We start from the raw sequence: 1,791 nt of genomic DNA, 5'->3' as shown, positions 1-1,791 counted from the left end.
TCCAGGGTCACCAGCGCCAGCAGCGCCTGCCCCGGCTGCACGTAGTTCCCGGCCTCCACGGTCCTTCTGGTCACGTAGCCGTCGGTCGGCGCCACGATGCGCACGTAGGAGAGGTTGAGGGCCGCCGTCTCCAGCTCCCCCTGCCTCTGGGCTATCCGGGCATCCTTGGAGCCGCCGGTGGTCAAGCCCAGCACCGCCTTGGCCCGCTGCTCCCCCTGCTGCGCCTCGCGGAGCTGCATCTCGGCCATAGTTCTCGCCGTCTGCAGTTTTTCCAGCTGCTCGCGGGGTACCACTTCCTTGGCGTAGAGCTTCTCGCCGCGGCGCAGGTCGATGCTGGCCTGCTCCAGCCTGGCCTTGGCGAGCCCGACGCTGGCATTGGCGCTCTGCACCTGGGCATACTCCCCGGAGGTCTCGTTCCTGGCCATCTCCAGTGAAGCCGTGGCGGTCCTGACCCGGGCGCGGTAGTCGGAATCGTCGAGCTCCAACAACAGGTCGCCCTTGTGGACGAACTGGTTGTCGGTCACCGCCACCCTCTTCACCAGGGCAGGTATCCTGCTGGAGACGTTGTGGATATGGGACTCGATGAAGGCGTCGTCGGTCTCGATATGGGTCTTGCCTCGCACCCATTGCCGCAGGCCGAAAACGGTCGCGAACACCAGGATGATGACGAGGATGATGCCGCCGCGCTTTCTCTTGCTCATGCCGGAGCGGGATGCTTTCGGCTCTTCCGGCGTTGTCTCTATCTGTGTTTCTTCAGCCATGATTTCCTCAACTTCAGCGCGGATCAGGGTCCGGGCAAGCAGTCGTTGCTGCTGTTCCTGCTCCGATCTCGACATTGTCTATTCTTTAATTACCCAATCCGTGTCTCGATCCGCCTCTCAAAGGCTTCCCGTTGCCCTCTTCACTCTCGCCGCCGCGACCTGGTAATCGAAGACGCTCTGGTAGTAGTCGGTGCGGGTCTGGGTCAGCAGCGTCTGGGCGTCGACGACGTCGGTGGCGGTGCCGACCTTTTCGGCGTAGCGGTCCTTGTTGATGCGGAGGTTTTCCATCCCCTGGGTGATGGCCTCTTCCGCGACCTTGATCCTCGCCGCAGCCACCTGCAGGTCATTCCGGGCCGTAGCCAGCTCCAGCCTCACCTTGTCTTCCAGGTCCCGCAACCTCTCCTCGTCCCGGCTTCTGGCCTGGACCGCCTGGCGGAGCCGGTGGGTCTTGGCCCCCCCGTCGAAGAGGTTGACCTTGACCCCCAGCGTGGCGTACATGATGGCCTGTTCCCGGACGAAACTGTTCTGTACGTAGTCCAGGCCCAGTTTCGCGAAGAGTTCAGGGTAGTAGCTGGTTTTGGCCTCCTTCACGGAGTAATCGCTTGCCGTCACCGCATTTCTGAGGGCGGCAAGCTCCGTGCGCCTGGTGAGGTCGGGCGCGGCCTCGTTAGCGGCCGGGAGCGGGGCGATGGTATCCTCCTGCAACTGGCCCCTGACGTTCGGGGGCTCCCCCACCAGGTAGTTCAGCTGGAGCCAGCCGTTCTCCACCGCGTTCCTGGCGCTCAGCAGCCTCTGCCTGCCGTTCGCCACCCGCACCTGCGCCTGGAGGAGGTCGTTTCTGGTCACCACTCCCTCGTCAAAGAGGGCCTGTGCGGTCTTGAGATGGGAGGTCATGGAAAGGAGCTCATCGTTGGCCGCTGTGACCACTTTCTCGGCTTCCAGGATGCCGTAATAGGCGCGGACCACCTGGAGGAAGAGATCCTGCTCCGAGGCTGCGTAGCTGTTCTTGGCCGCTTCCGCCTGCATGCGT

General features: G+C 63.7%; 2 protein-coding genes. Both read right to left on the bottom strand.

The genetic code is table 11. From position 1 onward, the window contains the following. Positions 1–761, bottom strand: a 761-nt coding sequence (locus AC11W3_RS08595; protein WP_484092835.1) for an HlyD family secretion protein, incomplete at its 3' end; no start/stop codon positions are given. Positions 762–878: 117 nt separating this feature from the next. Next, positions 879–1,791 (bottom strand): TolC family protein (locus tag AC11W3_RS08590; protein ID WP_484092834.1); only part of this gene is annotated, 913 nt, incomplete at its 5' end.

Source organism: Geomonas sp. (genome assembly GCF_056994735.1).
This window is presented reverse-complemented; position numbering and strand designations above follow the sequence as displayed.